The organism is Aegicerativicinus sediminis (genome assembly GCF_015476115.1).
Taxonomy (GTDB): Bacteria; Bacteroidota; Bacteroidia; order Flavobacteriales; family Flavobacteriaceae; genus Aegicerativicinus; species Aegicerativicinus sediminis.
In genome coordinates, this window is the sequence record NZ_CP064295.1 from 2,722,779 (window position 1) to 2,743,477 (window position 20,699).

The 20,699-nt window shown below is 35.9% G+C and carries 19 protein-coding genes; 8 read left to right on the top strand and 11 right to left on the bottom strand.

All coding sequences use genetic code 11. From position 1 onward, the window contains the following. The first annotated feature begins 283 nt into the window (after positions 1-283). Both prfA and pyrF read left to right on the top strand, forming a co-directional pair. Positions 284-1,360, top strand: coding sequence for a peptide chain release factor 1 (gene prfA / locus ISU00_RS11790; protein WP_228850861.1), 1,077 nt, complete (start codon positions 284-286; stop codon positions 1,358-1,360). Between the two features lie 7 nt (positions 1,361-1,367). Then, positions 1,368-2,192 (top strand): orotidine-5'-phosphate decarboxylase, encoded by an 825-nt coding sequence (pyrF, locus tag ISU00_RS11795; RefSeq protein ID WP_228850862.1) that lies wholly within the window; start codon positions 1,368-1,370, stop codon positions 2,190-2,192. Between the two features lie 69 nt (positions 2,193-2,261). On the opposite strand, the gene ISU00_RS11800 is transcribed toward pyrF, so the two are convergent. Next, entirely contained in the window at positions 2,262-2,465 is a 204-nt protein-coding gene (locus ISU00_RS11800; RefSeq protein WP_228850863.1) for a hypothetical protein, read from the bottom strand. Positions 2,466-2,535: 70 nt separating this feature from the next. Next, entirely contained in the window at positions 2,536-2,739 is a 204-nt protein-coding gene (locus ISU00_RS11805) for a Lacal_2735 family protein (protein ID WP_317174298.1), read from the bottom strand. Between the two features lie 170 nt (positions 2,740-2,909). Here ISU00_RS11805 and ISU00_RS11810 point away from each other — a divergent pair, with 170 nt between their 5' ends. Further along, on the top strand, positions 2,910-3,434 hold the full coding sequence (locus ISU00_RS11810) for a hypothetical protein (RefSeq protein WP_228850865.1): 525 nt from the start codon (positions 2,910-2,912) through the stop codon (positions 3,432-3,434). Here the strand turns inward: ISU00_RS11810 and ISU00_RS11815 are convergent. The 3 genes from ISU00_RS11815 to purU form a co-directional block, all read right to left on the bottom strand. After that, a complete protein-coding gene (locus ISU00_RS11815) occupies positions 3,431-4,402 on the bottom strand; it encodes a carbohydrate kinase family protein (protein ID WP_228850866.1) in 972 nt (323 codons plus the stop codon). The two genes, ISU00_RS11810 and ISU00_RS11815, sit on opposite strands and share 4 nt — an antisense overlap. Beyond that, positions 4,403-5,104 carry a DUF4197 domain-containing protein gene (locus ISU00_RS11820; protein ID WP_228850867.1) on the bottom strand — a complete coding sequence of 234 codons (702 nt, stop codon included), beginning with the start codon at positions 5,102-5,104 and terminating at the stop codon, positions 4,403-4,405. It lies immediately after the preceding gene. Positions 5,105-5,185: 81 nt separating this feature from the next. Beyond that, positions 5,186-6,037, bottom strand: a complete 852-nt coding sequence (gene purU / locus ISU00_RS11825; RefSeq protein WP_228850868.1) for a formyltetrahydrofolate deformylase — start codon at positions 6,035-6,037, stop codon at positions 5,186-5,188. A 138-nt stretch (positions 6,038-6,175) separates the two neighbouring features. Between purU and ISU00_RS11830 the strand changes: the two genes are divergently transcribed. From ISU00_RS11830 to ISU00_RS11840, 3 genes are all read left to right on the top strand, one after another. Further along, positions 6,176-9,619 (top strand): methylmalonyl-CoA mutase family protein, encoded by a 3,444-nt coding sequence (locus ISU00_RS11830; RefSeq protein ID WP_228850869.1) that lies wholly within the window; start codon positions 6,176-6,178, stop codon positions 9,617-9,619. 132 nt (positions 9,620-9,751) lie between these two features. Continuing rightward, entirely contained in the window at positions 9,752-11,095 is a 1,344-nt protein-coding gene (locus ISU00_RS11835) for a right-handed parallel beta-helix repeat-containing protein (protein WP_228850870.1), read from the top strand. A 194-nt stretch (positions 11,096-11,289) separates the two neighbouring features. After that, positions 11,290-11,814: a YybH family protein gene (locus ISU00_RS11840; RefSeq protein ID WP_228850871.1), complete on the top strand. Its 525-nt coding sequence runs from the start codon at positions 11,290-11,292 to the stop codon at positions 11,812-11,814. Here the strand turns inward: ISU00_RS11840 and ISU00_RS11845 are convergent. Together ISU00_RS11845 and ISU00_RS11850 are read right to left on the bottom strand one after the other, a co-directional pair. Next, a complete protein-coding gene (locus ISU00_RS11845) occupies positions 11,804-12,346 on the bottom strand; it encodes a pyridoxamine 5'-phosphate oxidase family protein (RefSeq protein WP_228850872.1) in 543 nt (180 codons plus the stop codon). The two genes, ISU00_RS11840 and ISU00_RS11845, sit on opposite strands and share 11 nt — an antisense overlap. An 84-nt stretch (positions 12,347-12,430) precedes the next feature. Then, entirely contained in the window at positions 12,431-12,826 is a 396-nt protein-coding gene (locus ISU00_RS11850) for a hypothetical protein (protein WP_228850873.1), read from the bottom strand. Positions 12,827-12,942: 116 nt separating this feature from the next. On the opposite strand from ISU00_RS11850, the gene ISU00_RS11855 reads away from it, so the two are divergent. Further along, complete coding sequence (locus tag ISU00_RS11855) at positions 12,943-13,392, top strand: Lrp/AsnC family transcriptional regulator (RefSeq protein WP_228850874.1); 450 nt, start codon at positions 12,943-12,945, stop codon at positions 13,390-13,392. Here the strand turns inward: ISU00_RS11855 and ISU00_RS11860 are convergent. The 4 genes from ISU00_RS11860 to ISU00_RS11875 form a co-directional block, all read right to left on the bottom strand. Further along, positions 13,382-14,965, bottom strand: a complete 1,584-nt coding sequence (locus ISU00_RS11860; RefSeq protein ID WP_228850875.1) for an amidohydrolase family protein — start codon at positions 14,963-14,965, stop codon at positions 13,382-13,384. The genes ISU00_RS11855 and ISU00_RS11860 overlap by 11 nt on opposite strands. A 7-nt stretch (positions 14,966-14,972) precedes the next feature. Continuing rightward, a complete protein-coding gene (locus tag ISU00_RS11865) occupies positions 14,973-17,537 on the bottom strand; it encodes a M14 family zinc carboxypeptidase (RefSeq protein WP_228850876.1) in 2,565 nt (854 codons plus the stop codon). A gap of 132 nt (positions 17,538-17,669) precedes the next feature. Continuing rightward, the gene (locus ISU00_RS11870; RefSeq protein WP_228850877.1) at positions 17,670-18,656 is read right to left on the bottom strand and encodes a YpdA family putative bacillithiol disulfide reductase; all 987 of its coding nucleotides are present in this window, start codon (positions 18,654-18,656) and stop codon (positions 17,670-17,672) included. After that, on the bottom strand, positions 18,646-19,884 hold the full coding sequence (locus ISU00_RS11875) for an MFS transporter (protein ID WP_228850878.1): 1,239 nt from the start codon (positions 19,882-19,884) through the stop codon (positions 18,646-18,648). Before ISU00_RS11875 ends, ISU00_RS11870 begins: the two co-directional genes overlap by 11 nt. A gap of 219 nt (positions 19,885-20,103) precedes the next feature. Here ISU00_RS11875 and ISU00_RS11880 point away from each other — a divergent pair, with 219 nt between their 5' ends. Then, positions 20,104-20,694: a DUF1684 domain-containing protein gene (locus tag ISU00_RS11880; RefSeq protein ID WP_228850879.1), complete on the top strand. Its 591-nt coding sequence runs from the start codon at positions 20,104-20,106 to the stop codon at positions 20,692-20,694. Positions 20,695-20,699: the final 5 nt, after the last annotated feature.

The following is a 20,699-nucleotide window of genomic DNA, read 5'->3' on the forward strand; positions in this document are numbered from 1 at the left end:
GACCAGTAATTTGCATAAAGTGAAAGGCAAAAAAAGCGAGCATAATTTTTATGATTAAGATATAGCCTAACTTTGGACTCAATACGGTTAGAACAATATTTGCTCCCATGGACCAAAAACAGAGCGGCCGGTAAAATTGAAATATTAAGGCGATTTTATTTATCATTACTTTTTAACGTTGAGGACGGATTGATATTTTATAAATCTGTCTCCAATTACGTCTTTTGCTATTAACAAGGATTGATAAATTGTCGTATTTTTGACCCGCAAATTTTAACCCCCAATGTTAGAGAAATTAAATGTTATAAAGCAGCGCTTTGATGAGGTTAGCGATTTAATTATTCAGCCAGATATTATATCAGATCAGAAGCGATATATTGCTCTTAATAAGGAATATAAAGACTTAAAGAAGTTAGTCGATAAACGCGAAGATTATAAGCGTTTGTTAGATCGTATTTCTGAAGCCGAAGAAATTATTGCAGACGGTTCGGATGAGGAAATGCTGGAAATGGCAAAAATGCAATATGATGAGGCTAAGGAGCAATTACCAGTACTTGAAGAGAAAATTCGTTATATGCTAATTCCTAAAGATCCAGAAGATTCAAAGAATGCCGTAATGGAACTAAGGGCAGGGACTGGTGGTGATGAAGCGAGTATTTTTGCGGGAGATTTATTCAGGATGTATTCTAAATATTGCGAAAGTAAAGGATGGAAAGTTGACGTCGTTGATTTTAATGAAGGAACAAATGGAGGGTATAAAGAAATTCAATTTGAAGTTACCGGTGAGGATGTATATGGAACCTTGAAATTTGAAGCTGGAGTTCATCGCGTTCAACGTGTGCCTCAGACTGAGACTCAGGGACGCGTGCATACCAGTGCTGCAACAGTAATGGTTTTTCCGGAAGCAGAAGAATTTGATGTTGAAATAGATCCTAAAGATGTTAGAATCGACTTTTTCTGTTCTTCAGGACCTGGTGGTCAGTCCGTAAATACGACCTATTCGGCCGTTCGTTTAACCCATATTCCAACGGGACTCGTTGCTCAATGTCAGGATCAAAAATCACAACACAAAAACAAAGAAAAAGCCTTCAGGGTTTTGCGATCTAGATTGTATGATCTTGAGTTGGAAAAACGCCAAGCGGAGGATGCCGAAAAACGCGGATCGATGGTTAGCTCTGGGGATAGAAGTGCAAAAATTAGAACTTACAACTACCCTCAAGGTAGAGTTACCGATCACAGGATAGGACTTACCCTATACGATCTTCAGAATATTATCAATGGAGATATACAGAGAATTATTGATGAGTTAATGTTGGTGGAAAACACTGAAAAATTGAAGGCTTCAGACGAATTAATTTAAGCTATAGATGACTAAAGAACAGTTAATTGAACAGATTAAATTAAAGCGTTCCTTTCTTTGTATTGGCTTAGATGTGGATTTGGAAAAAGTACCAAATCGATTTCTTGAATTAGAAGATCCAATCTTTGAATTTAATAAGGCGATTATTGAAGCAACTCATGATTTGGCAGTTGCATATAAACCTAATACAGCCTTTTATGAGGCATATGGTATACATGGATGGAATTCTTTAAAAAAGACCATAGATTATCTCAATGAAAATTATCCTAAAGTATTTACAATTGCCGATGCCAAACGTGGTGATATTGGCAATACCAGTACACGTTACGCTAAATCCTTTTTTGAGGATCTAGGCTTTGATAGTTTAACTGTAGCCCCATATATGGGTAAGGACTCAGTTGAACCTTTCCTAGCCTTTAAGGATAAATTTACAATCCTATTGGCTTTAACTTCAAATCCTGGGGCATATGACTTTCAGACCTTGAAAGTTCAAAACGAGGAGTTGTACAAAAGAGTGTTGCAAACTTCTAAGGGTTGGCAAAATTCTGAAAATTTGATGTATGTGGTGGGTGCAACCAAGGCTGAATTTTTGACTGAAATAAGAAGTATAGTTAAGGATTCTTTTTTATTAATTCCTGGGGTAGGAGCTCAAGGCGGAGATTTGCAATCCGTTTGTAAATATGGCTTAACCGAAGACGTGGGACTTCTTGTAAATTCTTCTAGGGGTATTATTTATGCTTCAAAAGGAGAGGATTTTATTGTCGCTGCAAGGAAGGAGGCTGAAAAAATCCAATTAGAAATGGCGGTTATTTTATCTGAGCATAATTTCTAGAACCTATCAGACCTCTTATTATAATTGAGGGATGTCATAAAGAGGCCCGAAGGCTCATAGATTCAAGTGTTATACTGGACTTTTAAACCTTAAAAGTCGTTTCTTAAGTCGCAAAGCTTCAAAAAATAGAATATCACTGATTCCTGAATCGATATACATAAGGCTATAAGCCTCTTCCATAAATCGATGGTATTGTTCTTCCAGTTGTTTTAATCTTAATTTTAATGAAGCCCTACTAGTAACTTTTCCTATTTTACAATATTGAGGGTACATACGGTATCAGTTTCCCTTATATACGAAAGGAACTTTACTTACAGACGTGTAGTTGGTAAAAAAAATCGAATTATTTTAATGTGGGATGGAAATACTTGAATTTATTCAACTTATTTAACAATTTCATTGCATTAAAAGCTGAAATGTCACTCAATTCTGCATCTATTTCACGCAAATTATAAGCTTGTTCAATTAGTTGCTTGTACTTGTTGCGGAGAACTAAATGTTGATTTAATATATGGTTTAAGTTGTTCATCTTTAAGCCACTGACCATTAAATATAGTTTAATTTGTTTATTAATCCAATGATATCCTTTAATTTGTTAATAAAACTTTTTACCTCAATTTAAGTGCCTAACTTAAGGATAGATTATCATTGTTTGTATTCGAAAATATCATTAAAATATTTATCAAATGTGCTGTTAAAGGTTTAAAAGGTATCTTTATGGGATTACTACAAAAATATCTTATGAAATTGGCATTTTATCTACTTTTCCTTATTACCTCAATTTCGTTTTCCCAAGACAATAATTGTAGTTGTTGCACAGAAAAACACTCCCAATTTGATTTTTGGCTTGGCGATTGGAAAGTGACAAATCCTTCAGGAAAAATTGTGGGTTCAAATAGCATTAAGAAAGTCCAGGGAAATTGTGTGCTTCAGGAAAATTGGGTAGGAGGTGACGGTTCTTTTACTGGCACAAGTTATAACTTCTTTAATCAACAGACCGGAAAGTGGGAACAAATTTGGTTGGATAATGGTGGTGGCAGTCTGCATTTAAAAGGTGAAAAAATCGCTAACCAAATGATATTGAAATCTGATTCCTTTAAAAATATAGATGGTAAAAATGTTTACCATCAAATTACTTGGACACAAAATGCAAATGGTACGGTGCGGCAATTGTGGGAGACTTTTGTTGAAGGAGAGGAAACAAAAATTGCTTTTGATGGACTATATGACAAGATTGACTAGTAATTCTCTGCGATTACTGCCTCAGTTTCTGAAAGTGATTTAAAAACATCAAAACCTTTACCTTGGGTCCTAAATGCTCCAAGTGCATTTGCAAATTGAGCAGCCTTTATAAAGTCATTATGGAGGGTAAAACCATATGCCAAACCACCCGCGAATGAATCACCGCAACCTGTAGTATCTATTACGTTTTTAACTGGTATTGACGAAACAAAATCTTTAGTTAAATTTACCTCCTCATTTGTGTAAACCGCACATCCTCTAGAATCTAAAGTTACATATAGGGCCTTCAATCCTTTTTTAAGAACATATTCAGCAAAATTATCCAAATGGGCGGTGTTATTTTCGTCGTAAAGTTCTTCCTCGTTTGTGTAATCGCCCTCAATCCAGCTGCAAATAGATTCTTCTAAATTCATTTTAAGGATATCAATATGAGGAAGCCAATTATCTCTATCTTCCCAATATTTACGTAAACGTTTCCCTTCAGAATTCACAAATGAAGTTGGGCCATGGGCATCAAAAATTATACAGGCTTGACTATTTTCCTTTATATATTTTAAGGTTTCTAATTGGATCTCAAAATCGGTTATGGGAACAAATACGAAACAATCCGCATCCAAAAAGGGTTTTATATCTACCGGTGAAATTGGATTCATATTACTTTTTTGAGTTTCAATACGGTTGTTTTGATCAACAAAACGTAATTCTATCTCAGTTCCCTGGTCTTTTTCACTATAAATGCCATTCAAATTAATATTCTCATAATCAGCGAACATAGCTTTAATATTAACCTCATCTTTTTTATGTATGTGGGTAATGGGAATAATTTCACCGATTCCTTCCAATAATTTGGCTAATGCTATAGTTGGATGAGAAACACAGCCATATTTTACAATTGTCTCCCCATAATGAGTTTTAATTGTATCATGTGGGATTGGTCCAACAACGGCTATTTTATAGTTGGCATTCATTTAATCTTGTAATTGAAAGACCCTCCTTAATAAATCAGTTGTTCGAGAGGATACTTTATTTCTAATCTCTTTTTCTTCCACCGCTATCATCGTGAAAACCCCATCCAAAGCTTCGTTAGTAACGTAGTCAGTTAAATCTGGATTCACATCTTTAGTAAGGGGTAATGCATTATATCGAGTAATTAAATCTGTCCAAATTTTGTCTGCACCAACTTTTCTAAATGAGTTGCTGATTACCGGATGGAATTTCTGATAAAGTGGGGAAGTAGTTCTCTGTTCCAAATATAATGTTGCAGCATTATCAGCTCCTAATAAGATGGCCTTTGCATCTTGAAATGTTATTCCTTTTACTGCATCAACGAAAATGGGGGTTGCTTCTTTTACCGCATCCTCAGCGGCTCTATTTAGTAATTTAAGTCCTTCGTCTGCCAAACTTCCTAATCCAATATCTCTTAATGTCCTGTCTACTTTTCTTAACTCTTCGGGCAATAAGATTTTTACCAAACTATTTTTATAAAATCCATCTTCTAATGCCAGTTTAGATACTTGTTTATCTATGCCGAAATCTAAAGCCTGCCTCAGACCTGCTGCAATTTCAGTAGGTGTTACAGTTCCTTGGGGTAGTTGAGCCACAACGTCTTGTAATTCTTGGCAAGCAAATAGTGATAGGGAGCTAAATAAAATAATAAGTTTATGTTTCATTTTAGGGCGTGTTTCCAACAAATATAAAAGAATTAAATCAAAATTTTTATCCAATCCAAGCATGGAAAGATGATTGACTCATTAATAAAAAATTACTGTTTTATTGTTATAAACCATTACTTTACGATCTATATGCAATTTAACGGCATTCGCTAGAACAATTTTCTCTAAATCTCGACCCTTTGCAATAAAGTCTTTAATGGAATGGGAATGAGTAACCCTCGTTACATCTTGTTCAATTATTGGCCCGGCATCAAGCTCTGTGGTTACATAATGCGATGTGGCTCCAATAATTTTCACACCTCTTTTGTATGCTGAATGATAAGGTTTTGCTCCTATAAAGGCAGGTAAAAATGAATGGTGTATGTTTATGATTTTATTGGGAAATTCTTCAATTAAAACATTTGAAACAATTTGCATATAACGGGCTAGTACTATAAAATCAACTTGGAATTTTTTTAATAACCCTAATTGTTCAAATTCTGCTTCCTTCTTATTGTCTTTTGTTATTTCAATGCAAAAAAATGGGATATTAAAGCTTTTTGCAATTGGTTCCAAGTCTCTATGATTGCTAATGATAAGTGGAATATGAACCTCTAGTTCTCCAGAACTATGTCGGCTTAATAAATCATAAAGGCAATGATTGTACTTGGAAACAAATATTGCCATATTAACTTTTTCCTCTTTATTATGAACCGTCCATTGCATTTGAAATTTATGGGCAATTTCACTTTGGAATTTATCCTTAGGAAAAGAATTTAAATCATTTTGATTAAACTCGGTCTCCAAGCGCATAAAAAAGGCACCATTTTCTCGATCTACATATTGGTCTACATAAACGATATTTCCGCCTTCCTGATGAATAAATGTTGTTACGGTTGCTATGATACCTGGTTGGTCCTTACAACTGATTAGCAAAATGTTAGCGGTCATAAACAGATTTTGGATAAAAATAAGGTATTAGAAATAGGACAGCGTTGGGTATGGTAATAATTATAAAGTTCGTTATGTATCGTATAAATTTTTGATTATTCTTTAAATTTGTCGAAGAATTTTACTGTTATTTTAAGAATGAATCAATCACCTCCTTATAAACCTAAGAATAAAATTAGAATTGTTACAGCGGCCTCATTATTTGATGGGCACGATGCCTCTATTAATATCATGAGAAGGATTATCCAGGCAACAGGTGTTGAGGTGATTCATTTAGGACATGATAGAAGCGTCGAAGAGGTTGTAAATACAGCCATTCAAGAGGATGCACATGCCATAGCAATGACATCTTACCAAGGTGGCCATAATGAATATTTTAAATACATGTATGATCTACTTAAAGAAAAAGGAGCAGATCATATTAAAATATTTGGAGGTGGCGGTGGTGTAATTCTTCCAGAGGAAATCAAGGAATTGATGGATTACGGAATAACCAAAATTTACTCTCCCGACGATGGAAGGCAGCTCGGGTTACAGGGAATGATAAACGATCTGGTAGAGAAATCTGATTATCCCATTGGTGATCACTTGAATGGTGAGTTTACCAATTTGAAAGAAAGAGATGCCGGCTCAATTGCTCGACTTATTTCTTCTGTTGAAAATTTTCCTGAAGTCGCTAAAGACGATATGGAGAAGGTTCATTCAATAGCGACTAAATCTAACATTCCCGTTTTAGGTATTACAGGAACTGGAGGTGCTGGTAAATCTTCATTAGTCGATGAATTGGTGAGGCGTTTTATTAAAGATTTTCCACAAAAATCTGTCGGCATAATTTCCGTTGACCCATCTAAACGAAAAACAGGTGGTGCATTATTAGGGGACAGAATTCGAATGAATGCCATTAATTCCCCTAATGTGTATATGAGAAGTTTGGCCACGAGGCAATCAAACCTAGCACTATCCAAACATATTGCAGAGGCCGTAGAAATACTTAAGGCGGCTGCTTTTGATTTAATCATTTTGGAAACATCTGGTATTGGACAATCTGATACTGAAATTATAGAACATAGCGATGTTTCCCTTTATGTTATGACTCCAGAATTTGGAGCTGCGACCCAATTGGAGAAGATTGATATGTTAGATTTCGCCGATCTCGTAGCAATAAATAAATTTGATAAGCGGGGCGCTCAGGACGCACTGAGGGATGTAAAAAAACAATTTGTTAGAAATCATCAGCTTTGGGACGCTAAAGAAGAAGACTTGCCAGTTTTTGGAACTATCGCCTCGCAATTCAATGATCCAGGAATGAATAGGTTGTACCATTCAGTTTTAAAGGTTATTAAAAATAAAACTGAAGTATCCTTTAAAACCAAAATTGAATTAAAGGAATTACCCAGTGAAAAAATTTACATAATTCCACCCGCAAGGGTTCGTTACCTTTCTGAAATAGCAGAAAATAATCGAAATTATGATCAACAATCGGAGGCGCAATCAACTATCGCTCAAAAACTTTATGGCCTTTACCTTACTATTTTAGGGGTTTTAGAAATACATAATTCTTCCGAAAACAAGTTTTTATCCACTTCAGGATTGGAGGATTCGAAGTTATTAGAAGTAGCTGAAAAAGATGAAGACAAAGAATTCTTAAAGTTGCTCTGTAAAGAATTCGACCGTATTAAAATGAATCTTAATCCGCATCATTGGGGGACTATTTTGGGTTGGCCTGAAAAAGTTAAGAAATATAAGGCTCCAGAATATGTGTTTCAGGTTCGCGATAAACAGATTTCAATAGAGACCCATACAGAATCGCTATCCCATTTACAGATACCAAAAGTTGTGTTACCCAAATATGCGGCATGGGGGGATATATTAAATTGGACTTTGCAGGAAAATGTTCCAGGAGAATTTCCTTATACCGCAGGACTATATCCCTTTAAAAGAACTGGTGAGGACCCAACCCGTATGTTTGCTGGTGAAGGTGGTCCAGAACGAACAAATAGGAGATTCCATTATGTGAGTTTAGATATGCCTGCCAAGCGTTTATCCACTGCCTTCGATTCGGTAACGCTTTATGGAAACGACCCTGATTATCGCCCTGATATTTATGGTAAAATAGGAAATGCTGGTGTTAGTATCTGTTGTTTAGATGATGCTAAGAAGTTGTATTCTGGATTTAATTTGGCTGATCCTATGACCTCCGTTAGTATGACTATTAATGGGCCGGCGCCTATGCTTTTAGGTTTTTTCATGAATGCCGCTATTGATCAGCAGTGTGAAATCTATATTAAGGAAAATGGTTTAGAAGAAGAGATTCAGAATAAATTGAATGATATTTTTAAAGACCAGCCTCAACCAAAGTATCATGGTGATATACCTAAAGGCAATGATGGATTAGGTTTAATGTTGTTGGGTGTTACAGGTGATATGGTTCTTCCAAAGGACGTTTATGGAAGAATAAAGGCAAGAACACTTTCACAAGTACGCGGAACGGTCCAGGCTGATATTTTGAAGGAAGATCAGGCGCAAAATACCTGTATTTTTTCCACTGAATTTGCATTGCGTTTAATGGGTGACGTACAGGAATATTTCATTCAAAATAAAATACGGAATTTTTATTCCGTATCCATTTCAGGTTACCATATTGCGGAAGCTGGGGCTAATCCTATTTCTCAATTGGCTTTTACCTTGGCCAATGGATTTACTTATGTGGAATATTATCTAAGCCGAGGGATGGATATTAATGAATTTGGACCAAATTTATCATTCTTCTTTTCCAACGGTATAGATCCAGAATATGCAGTTATCGGTCGAGTTGCACGCAGAATATGGGCCAAGGCGCTTAATCTTAAATACGGTGCCAACTCTAGAGCCCAAATGTTGAAATACCATATTCAAACCTCTGGTAGAAGTCTTCATGCCCAAGAAATAGACTTTAACGATATAAGAACCACCTTACAGGCTCTTTATGCCATTTATGACAATTGTAATTCTTTACATACCAATGCCTATGATGAGGCAATTACAACACCCACGGAAGAATCTGTGCGTAGGGCAATGGCTATACAATTGATAATAAATAAAGAGTTAGGCTTGGCTAAAAATGAAAATCCAATTCAAGGTTCATTTATCATAGAAGAATTGACTGAATTGGTTGAGGAAGCCGTGTTAATGGAATTTGATCGAATTACAGAAAGGGGAGGGGTTTTAGGTGCAATGGAAACCATGTATCAAAGAGGTAAAATTCAGGAAGAAAGTTTGTATTATGAAACTTTGAAACATACCGGTGAGTATCCCATAATTGGTGTAAATACATTTTTAAGCAGTAAGGGCTCTCCTACCATTTTGCCAGCGGAGGTTATACGGGCTACCAAGGAAGAGAAAGAAAATCAAATTGAAACCCTTAAATCTCTTCATCAAAGAAACCTTAATGAGGTAGAAGAACAATTACATAAAGTACAAGAAGCAGCTGTAAAAAATGAAAATATTTTTGAGGCTCTGATGGAGGCAACCAAAGTTTGTTCACTTGGGCAAATAACGCAGGCATTGTTTGAAGTTGGTGGTCAATATCGAAGAAATATGTAGGACAATTGAAGCTTACCTGTATTAGCATTGTTTTCAGCTTTTTAGGATTTTCCTTACCTTTCATTTTCCTTAAGATTATAATTAGCTAATTAATAGCGCATATTTAAGAACACTCAAAACAAATCCATTGCGATGAAAATATGGCTGTCAATATGTTGCTTCTTAGTATTTTCCACATTTTCTAGTGCTACTCCAGATACCTTATGGGTGCCCCAACCAAAACGTGATATACCCTTAGATAGTACCAATATTCAAATCACTATAAACAGGGCTAAACCTCATGATACCATTTACTTTCCAAAAGGAGTTTATAGGGTAGGGGATGGAATTAAATTAGAAACGGCTGATTTAACCTTGATTGGTGCAAATAAAGGAACAATTTTTCAAGCATCCACATGGCAGGAATTCGCAGAGTCTAATGACGATCTTGATTTAAAGAATGAAGAAATACCCTCAATAGTTCGTAAAACAGGCTTTCATATTTTGGCGCCACGTCAGACCATTAGAGGATTTACCTTCGATCAGTGCTGGCATGGAATAGTCATTGGAAACATGTATGAGGTTGAAGTCAGTTCGAAACTAAACGATAATTCGGATGATTCGATAATTCAAGCAATCGGAGGTCATCTCATAACTGATAATAAGTTTACTAGAAGTTCTAATGGCATGCGGGTATTAGTAGGAGGGGAAGAACTTACTTTAATAACTAATAATCTATTTATTGATGTTTACCATGCTATAGGAATTCACGGTGAGAACATTCACTTTACCAATAATGAAATTCTTTCCGAGTCTCCAGAAAGTGTGCCAATTATGTATTTTCCTGGCGAAGCAATTAATGTGAATTTGGGAACTTTAAAGGGTTGTAAAAATACGGTCATTGAAAAAAATTTAATAGAAGGATCGGTAATTGGTATTCGTGTTAGCCATTTTCCACAAGACACCAAAATTTGTGAAGGTGTTAGCATCATTGGTAATGAGATAAGTGTAAAAAGCCATAGGCTTATAAGTAAATCTCTATTAAGCAGAATAGCCGATAAAGATTCTGTTATTGTAGGTCTACCCATTATTATTGAAAAATTTACAATGCCGAATGATAGCACATCCAATAGAAAATCAAGTATTACTGATATTATAGTAAAAGATAACCTTATACAAAATGCATTTGGTTTAGGACTTAAGATCGATGGAGCTGAGCAGGTAATTGTTCAAGGCAATATTTTTAAAGATATAAAAGTTCGTCAACCTTTTCCAGGAGTTTCGACGGGACAGTCAGCCAATTGGCCTCGTGCTAATGGTTCTGCGATTTGGATTTCCGATGATAGTTTTAACAATCTAATTGAAAATAACAGTTATCAGAATATTGAAGGAGTTGCAATTACGATAGAAGGTGACAGTAATAATGTGAAAGAAAAAAACGGTTCAAAGATTAAGGACTTAGGTTCAGGTAATACAATAATTTTCGAAAAAAACTAAAAATTTAATCGACACCTATTGGTCTTTTAGCCATTTATAATGTATAATATTTTACAACCCACGGATATCAGATTTAATTTGCTCGAATACGCATGTGCAGTATGGAGTAAGATGCAGTTTAAGAATTTTATTATATTTCATTAGTGATAATCGTTATATTATCAGAACAATAGTAACATTAAATCAACCATCATATGAAAATTTTAAGATTAGTTGTGTTTTTGGTGGTAGTTATAATGCAATCCTGCATCAACACTACAAACCAACAAGAAGCGTCACCAGAAGAAAATGTTGATGACGTAAAACAAATTATTGAAGCAAAGAATGCCAAGATTTCTAATTGGTACGCTGAAGGTCAGATAGATTCTGTTGCCAATCACTTTGCCCCAAATGCAATTCAGTTTCCGCCAAATATGACTCCATTGAGGGGGAGAGAAAACTTTAAGGAGGTTTGGAAGCAAAATGTTCAAATTGGTAAATGGAACTTTTCCCTGAATACTCAAGATGTTAAATTAAGTGGAGATTTGGCTACTGAATTAGGTTCCTACACTCTTGATTTTGTTGCAAATGAAAAATCACCAATACCTTCAATGAGCGACAAAGGAAATTACGTCGTCTTGTGGGAAAAATTGGATGGTGATTGGAAGATTGTTTGGGATGCTCCGGTAAGTGAATTGCCTTTAGCTATACCCGTGGTCGATTCCACAGCTACGGATTAATATCAGTTGAATGGCCATCTAGGCTTACGGTATTTTTATCTTTCCAATATTGTCTAATTCCTTGCTGTCCTTTGATGGTTGCGAAATCTGTAAGAACTTCTCTTTCCGATTTAAAATCCATAAGCGGCACACCAAAACCACATGAAGTTTGTACTAAGTTAACTTTCATGCGAACAAATTGTCGAGTACCAGGTATTTGTGGGAACATTTTGGAGTACGAATGAAATTCTTCATGATTTTCGTTAAATGCTTTTGCCGTTCCATATAAACGTAGAATTAGAGGTTTGCCCACAAATGCACAAAACATAATGGTCATTCTATCTTTATGAAGTAAATGGGTGGCAGTTTCATTGCCACTACCGGTAAGATTTAACCAAACAACTTCATTTTTATTAATTATTCTAAAGGTATCCAATCCTTTAGGAGATAGATTGATATTGCCTTCTGCCATAGCCGTTGCCACAAAAAAGACTTTTTGTTCATTTATAAACTCCTGTAGTTTAGGGGCAATATGATCTAATCTTTTTCCCATAATTCATTGTAAAGTATGGTAAAGATAGGACTTGAAAATTTAGGGCTAGAGTTATAACCTTGAAAATTTAATATGATGTGATGATTATAGAGTCAACAACCAGTTACGCTGAAGTTTTTTAAACTTCCTTAATTCTCTTCTCAGTATGGGTAAGTAATCCTTTCCATGACTGTGAGAGCGCTCCAATCTATAACTTGTGTGGTAGAGCAAATTGGTTAATCTACTTAGACTGGCAACATGTTTGTACTTGCGATCTGAAAATCGGGCCTCCTCTGCTTTAGCAATTTCAGGTGCCAAAGAAATAGATTGTTGAACAATATCTCCAGTAAAATAAATACCAGTTTTTTCTGATCCATCATGGTGAAGATCAGATAAATCATATGAAAAGTATTCAGAAATTCGTCGGGACAGGCTAAAAATGTCCAACGCCTTCCGATATATAGGCAAATCGTGTAGGTGAGATGGGATGTGGTAAGACATTTTCTTTTTCTTTTTTTCAAATTTACGTTTATCCCTTCAATAGAATCTTTTGATTTTAAAGTTTTTACGTAATTTTGCTTTAAAAATTAAATAATTCATTCTTAGCAAACTATATAATGAAACTGGATGATTTAAACTGGAAGATTCTTAAATGCCTACAAGACAATGCACGTCAGTCTAACGCCGAGATTGGACGTAAAGTTGGCATTACTTCTCCTGCAGTAGCAGAGCGCATTAAGAAAATGGAAGACTTGGGTATTATAGAAGGTTATAAAACCATGGTGTCTCCATATGGTGTTCAATATCAATTAAAGGCTATAATTACATTAAGGGCTTTCATGGGTAAATTGAAACCCTTTTTAGAAAGAGTTGTAAAATATGATGAGGTGGTTAACTGTTATAGGGTTACCGGAAACGAAAATATTGTAATGGAAGTGATTTTACATGACCATACCCACCTTGAAAAGTTTATTGATCAATTAATTACGTATGGGGAGTGCAAAACCCAAATAATTCTTTCGGAAGTTGTAAAATATAATCCGATTAAGAGAAAAATTAATTTTTAATCCCAGGTTGGGTAAGTTTCCAATTAAGTTTTGTCTTTTCGGCCTCAACCATATCTTTGACATCTTTTAAAAGTGCTTTGGCATCATAAATAATCCCATCTTTTATAGTGTATTTGACACCACCAACACGAACAACCTCATTTTCTTCGGTTAATCTAATTGCACCTGTACCATAAAGGACCTTTAAATTAACCAACGGATTTTCCTCAACAATAACAAAATCGGCTAGTTTTCCTATTTGAACCGAACCTATTTTATCATCCCAACCCAATGCTTCAGCACCGTTTAAAGTTGCCGAACGGATAACCTCAAGAGGATGGAAGCCAGCCTCCCTTAAAAGTTCCAATTCTCGGATATAGGCGAACCCATACAATTGGTATATGAATCCAGAATCAGAACCAGTTGTAACCCTTCCGCCTCGATTTTTATATTCGTTTACAAAGGTCATCCATAAGTTGTAATTTTTTTTCCAAGCTATTTCCTGTTCAGTACCCCAATCATGCCAATAGCTACCATGGCTTATTTTACTTGGTTCATAAAATTTCCAAAGTGACGGTAGTGTATAATCTTCGTGCCATTCCGCGCGCCTAGCTCTTTGCAAGTCTCTACTTGCCTCATAAATATTGAATGTAGGATCTAAGGTGAAATCAAGTGAAAGTAGTTCATTCATTACCTCATTCCAGTGGTCGGAATAAGGAGGAGCTGCCTGAGCCCATAGTTTACCTGCTTCTTCAAAACGATCTTGTTCATTGGTGTAATTGTAGTCCAACGGATAATCTTGAACGGTTCTATCCGTAAATAAGGCTTCGGGCAACCCATACCAATGTTCCATAGATGTTAAGCCTGCTCTTGCAGAATGCAACACATTCCAACGTGCAACACTCAATTGTGCGTGATGGCAAGCCGACCCTAACCCTAATTTTTTATTCTCATCCAAAGCGGCAGCCATTATTTCTGGCTCCGCCCCGAAAAATTTAATGCCATCTGCGCCTTTTTTAGCATTTGCCCTAACCCAAATTCTAGCTTGTTCTGGAGTACTTATGGGTTGTCCATTTAATGGATCGAAGCTCTTTGAGGTTTGTCCAAAACCAGTATAACTAAATACCCTTGGAGCAATTATTTCATTTGTTGAACTTCTTTTTTTCAAATCGAGGGCATAATCAATTCCCCGACCACTTGGTTCCCGTACTGTAGTAACACCATGGGCCATCCAAAGCTTAAAAACATAATCCCAGTCTGCACCTTGAGCCTCACCGCCAATATGTCCATGCATATCAATAAAACCGGGCAACAAATACATCCCAGATGCATCCAGCTCAAAGCCACCGTTTTGTAGTTTAGGACGCCTAGCCTCATTTATGGGCACCCCTGGAAAACCAACATTTCTTATTTCTTTGATCAAATTATTCTCTACAACAATATCCACAGGCCCTCTCGGCGGCGAACCATCGCCGTTTATGAGGGTAACTCCTCTAATAATCAATTGGCTAAATGGTCCTTGAGAAATTTCTTGAGCATTTAAATTGGCAAAATAAGCGGTAAATAGGCCAAAGAATAAGATTAGTTTTTTCATTATTGAATTAGTTAGAACTTGGTGGAACATTAATATGTGATCCTAGAAACAAAGCATTCAGAAACAGTTTATTTGTGCCATACCAGGCACCTCTAAAATTTGGATTGTCAGCGAACATTACAACCCTGCCACTACCAATTGAACTAACAATTAGAGAGGCAGATTTTTTCAAGAATTCCTCATAGTTCTTTTTAGATATGAATCCATCTATGTGGGGTTCTTGGGTATATTGAGCAACGGTTGAATAAGGGTTTTTACTTGGTTGTAGAAATACATTGTTGTTTTTGTAAACCGGCATTTGTTTTCTTACATAGCCGAATCCTATTGGATGGGTCAAATCTAAATCCACTTCTACTATAGCACCGCCCAGTTGCTCCCTGCCTCTATTCTCGGTAGCATCTACATAAGGTAATCGTTTTATTTTTTCAAGGGAATCCTTTTCCTTTTCAGGCTTAGTAAGTTTTTCCTTTACCAATTTATTGTTGATTGCCCAAGCAGTTCCAGAACCTATAGTTACTAAAGTATTTCCTTCCTTTACCCAATTGGAGATTTTCGTTTTACCAATTGAATCAATATCGTTATAGGAGCCACTTACCATTATCAAAGTGTTGTATTTCTTTAGATCCACCCTTTTAACGTATTTTACCGGAATTTTCACTACCGGCATATGAAAGCGAGTATCAAGAAGATGCCAAACTTCACCGACCTCATAGCCGTTGACATAAGTATTAGGTCCTTCCCCAATAAACATGGCAACTTTTGGTGTTTTTAATCTTTGAAAATTGTTGCTTCCTAAATCAATGCCTTTAACACTAAATCCTGTCTCAACTGCATAAATAGGCACATTAAATTTTTCTTGGCATTCCTTAATGATTTTATAAACTTCGTCGGCAGACTTCTCCTGTCGTGTAACTGGTACCAAAATTGAGCCATAACCAAACTCCTTTTCACCAACAGTGGTTTTAACGGTTAATGGTTTAAAGGATGAAGAAACTTTAATGCCATTTCTTTGTAAATGATAGACTGCTCCTGGAGAATAGTAATCACGCCAATCAATTAGGTAAGCATAATTGGCCATTGGTACCTTTTCAACTGGGTATAAATTTTTCGTTGTGTTTACTTCTTCTCCTTTTGTTATTGATTTTAGCCCTCGGTAAGGCATGTTATAAAAATTAGCAACACTCCAGGCAGACGCATCATAAAATGCACTGTCTCTATATTTTCTGTAGGTTTCAAACATTGTCTGAACCATACGACGTTGAGGTTGGTTCATTGGTACAGTAAAACGGTCATTATTTTTATAAACCTTGATTTTATGTTTTAATAGTAAATCAATAAATTCTTTAGTTCTATTGTTGTCGCTGAGATCACCAAATTCATAACCAACAAAACCTGAACTTACCTTATCCTTAACGGCAGATCTAAAGAAGTCCTTTTGATAAGCCAAGAGTTTGGATTTGTTTTCCACCGCAGCTTTAACCGTAGCTAAACTATTGACATATTGATTTCTTATTGTGAAAGGAAATTCAACTGTACCAAAATCGTTCTCTCGCTTAAGTCCAAATGAACCACCTTGCTCAAAAAGTAGCGCCAGCCCCCCTTGTAAATCAGGATAGGACGATCCATAACCAGGATAAGTGCCATCAAAAGACTCTTTTGTGTAATAAAAGGAGCCAATTTCTTCTAATGCCTCTGAGTAATATGGAGCAAACAAATCATTTAAATCCTCATAGTTTTCTTTTGGCATGATTGGTTCTAAAGAACCAATTGGTTTCATAGGTTCAAAGAAATAAGTACTATTAGAACCCATTTCGTGAAAGTCCGTAACAACATTTGGGTACCATTTGTGGAACCATTTTAATTTTCCTTGGCTTTCCGGATTTACTGCCAATAACCAGTCCCGATTAAGGTCGAACCAATAATGATTAGTTCTTCCCATTGGCCAAGTTTCATTGTGTTCAGCGTCCCATCTGTCCTCCACTTTTTCGTTGGACCGGAATTTGTTTGCCCCTTGGGCAAACCTATCTCTGCCATCTGGGTTTATGGTTGGGTCAATGAAAATAATTCCATTTTTCAAATAACGCTCAATTTCGGGATGTTGTGAAGCGACTAGTGTATAAGCTGTTAGCATTGCCGCTTCAGAGGATGATGCCTCATTACCATGAACATTGTACCCTAATTGTATAACTATTGGTGTGTTAGTATTTATGGGAGAATTGTCATTTGGATCAACCAATTGCAGATGTTCCTTTTGAATTTCAATAATATTATTAATATTCTGAGGGTTGCTAATGGTAAGTATTACAAGTTCACGTGATTCATGGGTATAACCATAGACCTCTAGTGATGCCTTTGGTGATAGTTCTGCCAATTTTCTCATATAGGCAACAATCCGATCATGACGTGTATACTGCTCCCCTATGCCATACCCTAAAAATGCTTCCGGTGAAGGGATATAAGGATCAAATGGACCATATTTTTTTAAGAAATAATCTTGGGCTTGAGTTTGTAAACCAATTATGAGTGAAAAGAATAAAACTAATAGGGGGTAGAGGGATCGGTATTTAACCATTGAAATTCAATTTAGTTTTCCAACGGAATATACAAACTATATGTTAATTGTAGGGTTGAACGAGTATATTAAAAGATCTATTTCTTCAAGGTTCTAGTTGCTATGAAACAATAAAATCCTAATCTAGAGAACTTAACTTTTAACGGCTTCAACTTTAGCGATATGGTTTACAATTTGTTTGGCATGGATTCTAGAATTTTCTATAAACCATTTATGCGTTTCCATGCCACCGCAAATTACTCCTGCTAAGAAAACACCAGCTACGTTAGTTTCCATTGTTTCAGGATTATAATTGGGAAGTTTTTTAGAGTCATTAGAAAGTTCTATTCCTGTAGATTTCAAAAATGCGAAATCGGGTTGGTAACCAGTTAAGGCGACCACAAAATCATTCGGGATAGTAACATAGCCTTCAGGCGTTTTAATGGTCACAGTATGAGCATCTATTTTTTCAATTTCCGAATTAAAATATGCGTTAATGCTCTCTTCCTTAATGCGGTTATCGATATCTGGACGAACCCAATACTTAACCCTTGATCCAATTTCTGCCCCCCTTACAACCATAGTGACATTACCTCCTTTACGCCATATTTCTAAGGCCGCATCTACAGCAGAGTTACTTGCCCCTACTACCACCACATTTTGCATTACATATAAGTGAGGCTCTTTGTAGTAATGTGTAACTTTCGGTAACTCCTCACCTGGTACATTTAAGTTTTTAGGTATATCATAAAATCCTGTTGCGATTATGATGTACCTGCTTTTATAAATAGCTATATCCGTTTTTGTATTAAAAGAACCTAATTCTCCCGAAATGGAAATAACCTTTTCAAATAGGTGGATATTTAATTTATTCGAAGTTGTAACTCGTCTATAATATTCGAGGGCTTCATCTCTATTTGGTTTCGGATTTTTACTGATAAAAGGTATGTCATCGATTTCCAAGCGTTCGGAAGTCGAAAAAAAAGTCATGTTTTTTGGGTAATTGTAGAGAGAATTGGTCAACGGGCCTTTTTCTAGAACTACATATGAAAGTCCATTCTTTTTGCATTCCAAAGCGCAGTTTATCCCAATCGGACCACCACCAACAATTATAACATCAACTATTTTATCATCTTTCATAAGTCGCTTCTTTAACCAAACTTCGTCTTAATTGAAGCAATAAAAATACACATATTAGGGCCAGGAATATAATGGCCAACCAAGTTTTCTCGTATCCGATTGCCGCTATGGATTGCATACCTGAATTATGTGCGAAAATGTGTGAAATAGAAAATGATATACTATATAATGCCATGTATTCACCCTGTCTTCCTTTTTTAGCACGTTCTAAAGCAAATGCATTGGAGAATGGAAACAAGATCATTTCCCCGAGGGTCATTAGTAATATTCCGATGATTAAAACAATTTCAAAATTTGGTATAAGTAGCATTACGAAACTTAAACCTACTAAAAAACTACTTATAATCATTAAAGCGATCTTGGATTTGCCTGAATGATCTAACCATTTAATCAAGGGCATTTCTAACAAGAAGATTAGTATTCCATTTAATCCCAATAACAATCCTATTTTAAATTCATTTAGGCCAAAACCATCTTTATAATAAAGTGGAACAGTTGAAAAATACTGTAGGAACACCCAGCCAAATAGCACCATGGCTACCAGGAAAATTAAAAATGGACGATCTGAATACGCCGAAACCGGATTTAAACTTTTTGCACTGTCTAATATTCTGGCCTTCTTGGGATGCAATACATTAATTAAAACAAAACTAGCAGCAATACAGGTAATACCATCAATCCAGAACAATCCAGCATAACCAACCGAGGTAATAATGATACCACCAATGGCCGGGCCTGCAGAAAAACCGAGGTTAATTGCCAACCTAATTAGGGTAACGGACCTCGTTTTATTTTCTGGTTTACTGTATGCGTTTAATGCAACAAAAATGGCAGGACGAAAGGAATCCGCCACTAACATTACCAAGAAAATTCCAAGACATAAGCCAACAAAAGTGTCTACATACTGTAATCCAATGAATAGAATACCGGTTAATAATAGGCTGTAAACCATTACTTTATAGAAGCCTATTATATCTGTTAATTTCCCGCCTAGCCAAGACCCTACAACAGACCCTAATCCGAAACAAGACATAATCCATCCTATCTGTGGCACAGTGAATTCAAGGTTTTCCCTTAAATAAAGTGACAGAAAAGGGATTACCATGGTTCCAGAGCGGTTGATCAGTGTTATTAATGCTAGCCACCAAACTTCCCTGGAAAGGCCTTGAAAAGTCCTTATATATCCTTTCCCCAATATGTGGTAAAAAAAATGAATTACTTGTTTCATAAGCAAAAAAAATCCGGCTAAAAAGCCGGACTTGATTAACGTAATATTTTTATAAACATCACATCATGGAACGGCCATTACTTCCTTTACAGGTAAGCTTATTGGTTCTAATTGAAGTGACGTACATTTGCATTTTATAAAGTTTAATAATGAAACAATTTTGAATTGTTTCCGTCAAAACTAAACAAATTTTTCAAATTTGTACAACAAAATTTTTCCATGAGATATTTTTTAATGGTTTTAGGTCTAGTTTTATTAGTGTCTTGTAACTCAGGTAAAAAAGAGGTGCCTGGGGAGACTCAATTTCAAAAAGATATGAATGCACTCTTTAAGGATGCATCGAAATCGCCATTAACCTCAAACGATTTAAAGAAGTTTGAAGCACTAGATTTTTTCCCATTCGATTCTATCTATTTGGTAAAAGCAACCTTTATCCGAACCCCCGAATCCCAGCCTTTCAGAATGAAAACAACAACGGATAGAATGCCTGAATATGTGCGGTACGGTGTCGTTTCCTTCGAACTTCATGGTGAAAAATTTCAATTAAATGCCTATAAAGGCATTGAGGAGGAAGATGATAGTCGTCTTTTTATTCCATTTTTAGATGATACAAATGGTGAAGATACTTATGGAGGTGGACGTTATATAGATTTAGATTTACCATCGGATAAAAATATGATGATAGATTTTAACCAGGCGTATAATCCTTACTGTGTGTATAACGAGAACTACTCTTGTCCTATAGTTCCTCGAGAGAATTATTTACCTGTAAGAGTTGAGGCTGGCTTAAAGAAATTTAGTATTAATTAACCGGC

Bases quoted from the DNA above. Each gene is read 5' to 3' on its own strand.
- ISU00_RS11815 (WP_228850866.1), bottom strand. From the start codon at position 4,402: ATGAATGCCAACTATAAAATAGCCGTTGTTGGACCAATCCCACATGAT.
- ISU00_RS11855 (WP_228850874.1), top strand. From the start codon at position 12,943: ATGAAACTGGATGATTTAAACTGGAAGATTCTTAAATGCCTACAAGAC.
- ISU00_RS11880 (WP_228850879.1), top strand. From the start codon at position 20,104: ATGAGATATTTTTTAATGGTTTTAGGTCTAGTTTTATTAGTGTCTTGT.
- ISU00_RS11835 (WP_228850870.1), top strand. From the start codon at position 9,752: ATGAAAATATGGCTGTCAATATGTTGCTTCTTAGTATTTTCCACATTT.
- ISU00_RS11870 (WP_228850877.1), bottom strand. From the start codon at position 18,656: ATGAAAGATGATAAAATAGTTGATGTTATAATTGTTGGTGGTGGTCCG.
- purU (WP_228850868.1), bottom strand. From the start codon at position 6,037: ATGACCGCTAACATTTTGCTAATCAGTTGTAAGGACCAACCAGGTATC.
- ISU00_RS11800 (WP_228850863.1), bottom strand. From the start codon at position 2,465: ATGTACCCTCAATATTGTAAAATAGGAAAAGTTACTAGTAGGGCTTCA.
- ISU00_RS11805 (WP_317174298.1), bottom strand. From the start codon at position 2,739: ATGGTCAGTGGCTTAAAGATGAACAACTTAAACCATATATTAAATCAA.
- ISU00_RS11850 (WP_228850873.1), bottom strand. From the start codon at position 12,826: ATGTCTTACCACATCCCATCTCACCTACACGATTTGCCTATATATCGG.
- ISU00_RS11845 (WP_228850872.1), bottom strand. From the start codon at position 12,346: ATGGGAAAAAGATTAGATCATATTGCCCCTAAACTACAGGAGTTTATA.
- pyrF (WP_228850862.1), top strand. From the start codon at position 1,368: ATGACTAAAGAACAGTTAATTGAACAGATTAAATTAAAGCGTTCCTTT.
- ISU00_RS11860 (WP_228850875.1), bottom strand. From the start codon at position 14,965: ATGAAAAAACTAATCTTATTCTTTGGCCTATTTACCGCTTATTTTGCC.
- ISU00_RS11865 (WP_228850876.1), bottom strand. From the start codon at position 17,537: ATGGTTAAATACCGATCCCTCTACCCCCTATTAGTTTTATTCTTTTCA.
- ISU00_RS11810 (WP_228850865.1), top strand. From the start codon at position 2,910: ATGGGATTACTACAAAAATATCTTATGAAATTGGCATTTTATCTACTT.
- prfA (WP_228850861.1), top strand. From the start codon at position 284: ATGTTAGAGAAATTAAATGTTATAAAGCAGCGCTTTGATGAGGTTAGC.
- ISU00_RS11875 (WP_228850878.1), bottom strand. From the start codon at position 19,884: ATGAAACAAGTAATTCATTTTTTTTACCACATATTGGGGAAAGGATAT.
- ISU00_RS11830 (WP_228850869.1), top strand. From the start codon at position 6,176: ATGAATCAATCACCTCCTTATAAACCTAAGAATAAAATTAGAATTGTT.
- ISU00_RS11840 (WP_228850871.1), top strand. From the start codon at position 11,290: ATGAAAATTTTAAGATTAGTTGTGTTTTTGGTGGTAGTTATAATGCAA.
- ISU00_RS11820 (WP_228850867.1), bottom strand. From the start codon at position 5,104: ATGAAACATAAACTTATTATTTTATTTAGCTCCCTATCACTATTTGCT.